Source organism: Actinoplanes sp. NPDC051633 (assembly GCF_040681735.1).
Classification (GTDB): domain Bacteria; phylum Actinomycetota; class Actinomycetes; order Mycobacteriales; family Micromonosporaceae; genus Actinoplanes.
This window is the reverse complement of the sequence record NZ_JBFAZH010000278.1, coordinates 1-7,734: the sequence shown is the minus strand read 5'-3', so window position 1 is coordinate 7,734 and position 7,734 is coordinate 1. Positions and strand designations below refer to the sequence as shown.

The following is a 7,734-nucleotide window of genomic DNA, read 5'->3' as shown; positions in this document are numbered from 1 at the left end:
AGTAATGGATCTTTCCCTCGGCCACGTACTGCTGGAACTGCTCGAGCGTGGGGGAGGGGTCGCTGCCGTTGAAGCCGCCGATCGGCATCACCGGATCGCCCGTGGCCAGCTGGTAGCCGGAGGCGTTCTGCGAACCCACGGCCGCGGCCACCCAGGTGTAGCTGTCGGCGTTCTGGTCGAGCAGGGCCTTCATCTCGTCGCTGACGGTCGCGGCGTTGAGCAGGCCGCCCATGCCGCCGCCCCCACGCTGACCGCCACCACCAGGGCCGGCCTGGGTGCCGCCTTGGGTTCCGGTCCCACCTTGCGTGCCGGTGCCGCCGCCGGGGAAGCCGCCGCCGTTGTTTCCGCCGGGGAAGCCGCCGCCGTTGTTACCGCCGGGGAAGCCGCCGCCCGGGAAGCCGCCGCGGCCGCGGCCGCCGCCCGGTCCGCCGAAGCCGCCGGCCACAGCCGGACCCGCCGACGGAATCGAACCGGTGTGCGGCTCGGATGCGGTCTGCACCGCGTACGCGGCGGGTCCGGCGAGCGTGGCACCCAGCGCGACTCCGGCGACGACCGCCGCGAAGCGCGCCGGCAGGCGCATCGTGGCCAGGACACCGACCGCCGCGAGCAGCCCGCCGGCCAGCACCACCCACTTCAGCCACGGGAGGAAGTCGGCGCTCTGGGCCAGCAGGTGGAAGGACCACCAGGCGCTGACGCCGATGGCAACGGCGAGCGCAACGGCGGCGAATGTCGCGTGCCAAGCCGGCCGGGCCGCGTCGGCCGGAGTCGCGTACCCGAGGGGTTCGTGGTCCGACGCCGTCATGTTGGCCGGAGCGACCTCGTGTACCGCGGTGGGTGAGCGCATCGCCCGCCAGGTCAGCACCGCGCCGATGCCCACCACCGCGCCCACCGCCGGGGCCAGCGCCACCGTGTAGTAGGCGTGGAAGATGCCCTGCATCAGGCTGAACACCAATCCGGTGATCAGCAGCCAGCCGCCCCACAGCACCAGCGCCGCCCGCGCCAGGTCGGTTCGCACCGCCCGCAGCGTCAGCACCAGCCCGGCGACCAGCAGGATCAGCGCCGCCGGCAGCAGCCACGAGATCTGTCCGCCCTGCGCGGTCGCGAACATCCGCAGCAGCCCTGACTCGCCCCACATGCCGCCGCCCCCGCCGCCACCACCGACGCTGCCGGTCTCGTTGCCCGAGAGCCGGCCCAGCCCGTTGTAGCCGAGGGTCAGCTCGAGGATGCTGTTGTTCTGCGAGCCGCCGATGTAGGGCCGCATGGACGCCGGCACCAGCTCGACGATCGCGATCCACCACCCGGCCGACGCCACGATCGCCAAGCCGGCGAGCAGGAGCTGGACGATCCGCCGGCCGATCCGGGGCGGGCCGAAGAGCAGGTACGCCAGCCCGAACGCCGGGACCACCAGCAGCGCCTGCAGCATCTTCGTCAGGAAGCCGAAACCGATGAACACGCCCGCCCACACCAGCCACTTGGTGCGGCCCCGCTCCATCGCCCGCATCGTCGCCCACGCGGCCGCCACCATCAGCAGCACCAGCAGCGCATCCGGATTGTTGAAGCGGAACATCAGCACCGCGACCGGGGTCAGCGCCGTCACCGCACCGGCGATCAGACCGGCCGCCGGACCCGCGTAGCGCTTGACCGTCGCGAAGAGCAGTCCGGCCGTGGCGACGCCCATCAGCGCCTGCGGCACCAGGATGCTCCACGAGCTGAGGCCGAAGATCCGTACCGACAACGCCATGATCCACAGCGAGGCCGGCGTCTTGTCCACTGTGATCGAGTTGGCCGCGTCGGATGAGCCGTAGAAGAACGCCTTCCAGCTCTCCGACCCGGCCTGCGCAGCAGCGGAGTAGAACGCGTTCCCCCAGCCGGACTCACCGAGGCCCCACACGTACAGGAAACCGGTGAGCACCAGCAAGGCGATCAACGACGGCCGCACCCAGCGCGGGTCTTCGGCCTTGCCGAGCAGCAGCGTTGAGTAGCGGCTGCGCCTCGGCGCGACGTGCGGAGGGGGCGACACGAGGGTCGGCCCGGGCATGGTGGCGGTCATCGGAGTCCTTCGAGCGGGGTTGTCTTGCTGACCCCATCACTCTCGGCCGCGGCTCTGTCTCGCCCTTATGTCCGCCCTGTGCGCCGCCTGTGAGGGGCGAGCCGAAATTGTCGTACCCAAGTCCTAACGTGACGCCCACCCAGTGCCCGGGGTGGGGGAGGGGGTGGCTCCGCGGTGGGCGACCCACCCCCTGCCGGGGTGGGCCTACGCCGACGTCCTGCGCTTCGCCGAGGCCGCGGCCAGGCGTTCCAGCACCTCGACCGTCGGGTTCCAGCCCATGCACGCGTCGGTGACCGACTGGCCGTAGGTCAAGTTGGCGCCCAGGTCCTGCCGCCCCGGCTCCAGGAAGCTCTCCAGCATCACGCCCGCGATGCCCCGCTGGCCCGCCTCCAGCTGTGCCGCCACGTCCGCCGCCACCAAGGGCTGGCGCAGGTGGTCCTTGTTGCTGTTGCCGTGCGAGCAGTCGATCACCAGGCGCTCGGGCAGACCGGCCTTGGCCAGCAGGTCCAGCGACGCCGCCACGTCCGCGGCCGAGTAGTTCGGCCTGCCTCCGCCGCCGCGCAGGACCAGGTGGCAGTCGGGGTTTCCGCGGGTGTGCATGATTGCCGGCGTACCCGAGAAATCGATGCCCGGGAAGACGTGCGGGACCGCCGCCGCGTTGATCGCGTCGATCGCCGTCGCGATGCTGCCGTCGGGACGGTTCTTCATGCCGATCGGCATCGACAGGCCGCTGGCCAGTTGGCGGTGCACCTGCGACTCGACCGTCCGGGCGCCGATCGCGCCCCACGCCACGGTGTCCGCGATGTACTGCGGCGTAATCGGGTCGAGGAACTCCACGGCCACCGGCAGGCCCCGCCGGACCACCTCGAGCAGCAGCCCGCGGGCCACCCGCAGGCCGGTGCCGACGTCGCCGGTGCCGTCCAGCGCCGGGTCGTTGATCAGGCCCTTCCAGCCGACCGCCGAGCGCGGCTTCTCGAAGTACACCCGCATCACGATCAGCAGGTCGTCGGCCAGCCGAGCTGCCTCGGTGCGTAGCCGGTCGGCGTACTCCCCGGCCGCGACCGGGTCGTGCACCGAGCACGGGCCGACCACGACCAGCAGCCGCGGGTCACGGCCCTGGATCACGGCCTCCACCTCACGTCGTCCGGCCAGGACGGCGTCGTGCAGGTCCTCGGTCAGCGGCAGCTCGTGGTGGAGCAGCGCCGGGCTCATCAGCGGTACGACGGTTTCGATGCGCTGGTCGCGGACCCGCTGCACCTCGGGGATGGTCATGACTTCCTTCCGCCGGCGCGCCGAGGGCCGGTGCCTCGGTGCGTGAGCCGGCTGTCTGCTCGCAAACGAAAAGGCAGCGACGGAGAGTCGCTGCCTCGGCCGGCTCGGGCGGGGTGTCTCAGGTCATGCGGCCATGGCCGAGACACCGGCGGGAGCCGGCCTCGTAAACCACGGATACGCGCGCAACACGTGGACAGCGTACTCGATCGCCGCCGCCCAAAGGTCCGTCACCCGGGGTATGGGAATGTGCAAGTTGCTGTGGTCGGATGGGCTCATGAATGACGTGGGTGCGCCGGACCTGCTCGACGGGTTGCTGGACCTGTCGCCGCGGGAGCGCTACCAAGCGGTCTCCACCGTCGTCCTGCGGGTGTGGGAAACCCCGACCGTGCTGCTCGGGGACATTCCGCCGACTCAGGCGATCACCGCCATCGCCGTGATCGCGGCCGGCCTGCCCGGCGCGTACGGACGACCGTGGGTGGACCGCCGCCTCGCCGAGGCCGCACTGCCGCACGTTAGCCCCGAGCTGGCCGGCCGGGCCCTCTGCGCGCTGGACGTGATCGTCGGCCGCGACCGTGAGTCGGTCCCGCTGGAGCTGCACGTCAGCGACGGCGACGCCGCCCGCGCCCTACTGGACGACCTGCGCGACGTGCTGATGGACGGGATCCGCGGGGGCTGGTAGGGCGAGCGGGAGCCGCACGGTGAACTCGGTGCGCCCCGGCTCCGACTCAACGCCGACCGTGCCGCCGTGCGCGGTCACCACGGCGTGCACGATGGACAGGCCGAGCCCGGTGCTGCCGGCCGCCCGCGACCGTGAGCTGTCCCCGCGCGCGAACCGCTCGAAGATGTGCGGCAGCAGGTCGGCTGGGATGCCCGGCCCGGCGTCGGTGACCCGGATCAGGGCTTCGTGGCCGGTCGCGCTGACGCTGACGGTCACGGTCGTGCCCTCTGGTGTGTGGGTACGCGCGTTGGCCAGCAGGTTCGCCAGCACCTGGTGCAGCCGCGCCGGATCCCCGACGACGGTCACCGGCTCCTCCGGCATGTCGAGCTGCCAGTCGTGCCCCGGCCCGGTCGCGTGCGCGTCGCTGACCGTGTCCACCACCAGCATCGTCAGGTCGACCGGGTCATGCGCGAGCGGGCGCCCGGCGTCCAGGCGAGCGAGCAGCAGCAGATCCTCGACCAGCGCCGTCATCCGCTGCGCCTCGGACTCGACCCGGCGCAGCACGTGCGCGATCTCGTCCGGCACCGGCCGGCGGCTGCGCCGGCTCAGCTCGGCGTAGCCCCGGATCGCGGCCAGCGGCGTACGCAGCTCGTGGCTGGCGTCCGCGACGAACTGCCGCACTTGCGTCTCGCTCGCGTGCCTCGCCTCGAGTGCGCTGCCGACGTGATCGAGCATCTTGTTGAGCGCGGCGCCCACCTGACCCACTTCGGTGCGCACGTCGGTGTCACCCTCCGGCACGCGCTGGGCGAGGTCCACCTCGCCGCGGTCCAGGCGCAGCTCGGAGACCTTGGTCGCGGTGGCCGCGACCCGTTCCAGCGGCGCGAGGGTACGCCTGACGATGACCGTCCCGGCGGCCCCGATCGCGATCAACGCGATCACCAGAACGCCGCCGACGACCCCGGCAACGAGGTAGAGCGTGTCCTGGGTGTCGCTGAGCGGGAGGCCGGTGATGAAGATCGACCCGTCGTTCATCTGTTGCGACACAACGCGGTAGTCGCCCAGGGAACCGCCCAGCTCGACGGTCTGCGGCCGGCCGCCCGGCTGGATCCCGGCGAGCGTGGAGAAGGCGGCGTCGGACACCTCGGGTGCGTCCTGGTTCTGCTCGGCGAGGACCTTGGCGGTGATGTCGCCGTCGCAGTTGCGGGCGGCCAGGGTGCCGATCGTCTGGCCGGGTGGGAAGCCGAAGTTCCCGCCGGTCCGGCAGCTGGCGGTCGGGGATCCACCGCCGTACTGGCCGTCGCCCGGCCGGCCGACGCCCGGGCCGAAGCCGCGCGGCCCCCGGGTGGCGGCCGCGGTGAGCTGGGCGTCGATCCGGTCGTAGAGAGCCGTGCGGAGGGTGATCTCGGTCGTCACGCCGACGATGAGCAGGGCCAGGCCGAGCAGAGCCATGGTCGCGGCGACGAGGCGGGTGCGCAGCGGCCAGCCGCGCGGGCTGCGCCAGCGCGAGGGGTGCACGGCGTTGGTCACGTCAGTCGGCCGGCTTCAGGACGTAGCCGGCACCGCGCATGGTGTGGATCATCGGCGTGCGGCCGGCGTCGATCTTCTTGCGCAGGTACGAGATGTAGAGCTCGACGACGTTGGCCTGGCCGCCGAAGTCGTAGTTCCACACCCGGTCGAGGATCTGGCTCTTGCTGAGCACCCGGCGTGGATTGCGCATCAGGTAGCGCAGCAGCTCGAACTCGGTCGCGGTCAGGGTGACCAGCGTGCCGCCGCGGCGCACCTCGTGACTGTCCTCGTCCAGCGACAGGTCGCCGACGATCAGCTGCGACTCCGCGCGCATCGGCGCGCGGCCCATCCGGCGCATCAGCCCGCGCAGCCGCGCCACGACCTCCTCGAGGCTGAACGGCTTGGTCACGTAGTCGTCGCCGCCCGCGGTGAGCCCGGTGATCCGGTCCTCCACCGAGTCCTTGGCGGTGAGGAACAGCACCGGGACGTCGGGAGCCTCACCGCGCAGCCGGCGCAGCACCTCGAGCCCGTCGATGTCCGGCAGCATCATGTCGAGCACGACGGCGTCCGGCCGGAAGTCCCGCGCGGCGCGGACCGCGGTCATCCCGTCGCCGGCGCTGCGCACCTCCCAGCCCTCGTAGCGCAGCGCCATCGAGAGCAGCTCGGCCAGCGTCGGTTCGTCGTCGACCACCAGCACCCGGACCGCGCTGCCGTCGGGGCGGCGGAGGTCGGCGCCGGACTCTGTGTTCGCCATCGTCATGCCCTTACTGTCGCGGGCTCGGCTTTGTCGCGGCTTTCCGCTTCCTGTGTAGCAGCTGTGACTCGCGGACACAGGGCGAGCAGGGGTTTCGCAGTCGGCGGCGGACACGATCCGCGGTGTCGGAATGTTGGCAGAAGCGGTCGCCGGAGTGTTGAAAACCGACGAAACCACCTGATTCGGGCAAGATGGCGCGGTCCACCGCGCCGACGAAGGGAATCGGGTGTTACCAAGCCTGCTCGCGCTGCTCCTGGCCCTGTGGCCGGCGGCGCCCGCGAAGGCAGCGGATATCGCCTGGCCCGACGGCATCGACCCGGATTCGGTGCGCGCGGCGACCGTCGGCGCGGCCTCGGTCGCCGCCGGGCGGGCCCACTCCTGCGCGGTGACCAGCGTCGGAGCGCTCTACTGCTGGGGCAACGACAGCGACGGCCAGCTCGGCGACGGCGACCCGCTGGCGGCGGTGACCCGTGCGGTGCCGGTGCAGATGGGCGAGATGACCATCGCCGTGCAGGTCGACGCGGGCGAGGAGCACACCTGCGCGCTCGAATATCGCGGCGGCGTCTTCTGCTGGGGCGACAACTCGTCGGGTCAGCTCGGCGTCGGCGACACCACCGACCGGCACGCGGCGGCGGCGGTGAGGTTCCCCGACCGCGAGCCGCCCTACTTGCTGGTCGAGGTGACGACCGGGGAGAACCACAGCTGTGCGATCGACGAGGACGGCGCGGCCTGGTGCTGGGGCTCGGCTGACAAGGGCCAGCTCGGCCGTGGCGGATCCACGGACGCCGACCGCCCGGTACGCGTCTCCACGGCTTCCGGCCTGACCGATCCCGTGGTCGACATCGCGGCGGGCGGAAACACCACCTGCGCGGCGACCGCCGCCGGGGTGGCCTGGTGCTGGGGCGCCGGCGCCCGCGGCCAACTCGGCAACGGCGGCCTCGCGGACTCGGACGAGCCGGTGCGGGTCGCCGGCGCCGGAGTGGTCCGGCAGATCGCCGTGGGCAAACAGGCGGCGTGCGCGGTCGACGAGAACGGCCGGGCGTCGTGCTGGGGACGGACGGCCAGTGGCGTCGAGACGCGGGCGGCCGCTCAGGGCGGTCCGAGGTTCGCGCAGCTGGCCGTGGGTGGCGAGCACGTCTGCGGCCTCGACACGCTCGGCGCCGGTTGGTGCTGGGGCTCGGGCGGCAAGGGGCAGCTCGGCGGCGGCGACACGGCGGACGTCACGACCCCGCAGCGGATCACCCGCGATACAAATGCCGCGCTGCGTGACTTGGACAGCGGTGACCAGCACACGTGCGCGCTGGACGCCCGGTACGTCGCCTACTGCTGGGGCAACGGCGACACCGGCCGGCTCGGCATCGGGGCCGGCGGCGCTGCGCGCGTACCCGTCAAGGTCCTGGGGTTGCCGCGGGCGCCCCCGGCCGCGGGCCCCGGCGCGGGCCGCGCGGGGGACCGCGGCCGGGGGATCTGCTGGGGGGCCGTGGGGGGCTGGGG

General features: G+C 72.5%; 6 protein-coding genes. 2 read left to right on the top strand and 4 right to left on the bottom strand.

The genetic code is table 11. The annotated features are described in order from the left end of the window. Positions 1-2,050: glycosyltransferase family 39 protein (locus AB0M20_RS17495; protein ID WP_364299237.1), on the bottom strand; the 2,050-nt coding region annotated here is incomplete at its 3' end. A 204-nt stretch (positions 2,051-2,254) separates the two neighbouring features. Beyond that, the gene (locus tag AB0M20_RS17490) at positions 2,255-3,322 is read right to left on the bottom strand and encodes a 3-deoxy-7-phosphoheptulonate synthase (protein WP_364299235.1); all 1,068 of its coding nucleotides are present in this window, start codon (positions 3,320-3,322) and stop codon (positions 2,255-2,257) included. A 274-nt stretch (positions 3,323-3,596) separates the two neighbouring features. Between AB0M20_RS17490 and AB0M20_RS17485 the strand changes: the two genes are divergently transcribed. Beyond that, on the top strand, positions 3,597-4,001 hold the full coding sequence (locus AB0M20_RS17485; RefSeq protein WP_364299233.1) for a hypothetical protein: 405 nt from the start codon (positions 3,597-3,599) through the stop codon (positions 3,999-4,001). Here AB0M20_RS17485 and AB0M20_RS17480 read toward each other — a convergent pair. Continuing rightward, positions 3,948-5,429 (bottom strand): HAMP domain-containing sensor histidine kinase, encoded by a 1,482-nt coding sequence (locus AB0M20_RS17480; RefSeq protein WP_364299239.1) that lies wholly within the window; start codon positions 5,427-5,429, stop codon positions 3,948-3,950. The genes AB0M20_RS17485 and AB0M20_RS17480 overlap by 54 nt on opposite strands. A gap of 79 nt (positions 5,430-5,508) precedes the next feature. Next, positions 5,509-6,246 carry a response regulator transcription factor gene (locus AB0M20_RS17475; protein WP_364299231.1) on the bottom strand — a complete coding sequence of 246 codons (738 nt, stop codon included), beginning with the start codon at positions 6,244-6,246 and terminating at the stop codon, positions 5,509-5,511. Between the two features lie 220 nt (positions 6,247-6,466). Here AB0M20_RS17475 and AB0M20_RS17470 point away from each other — a divergent pair. Further along, positions 6,467-7,734, top strand: a 1,268-nt coding sequence (locus AB0M20_RS17470; RefSeq protein ID WP_364299229.1) for a hypothetical protein, incomplete at its 3' end; no start/stop codon positions are given.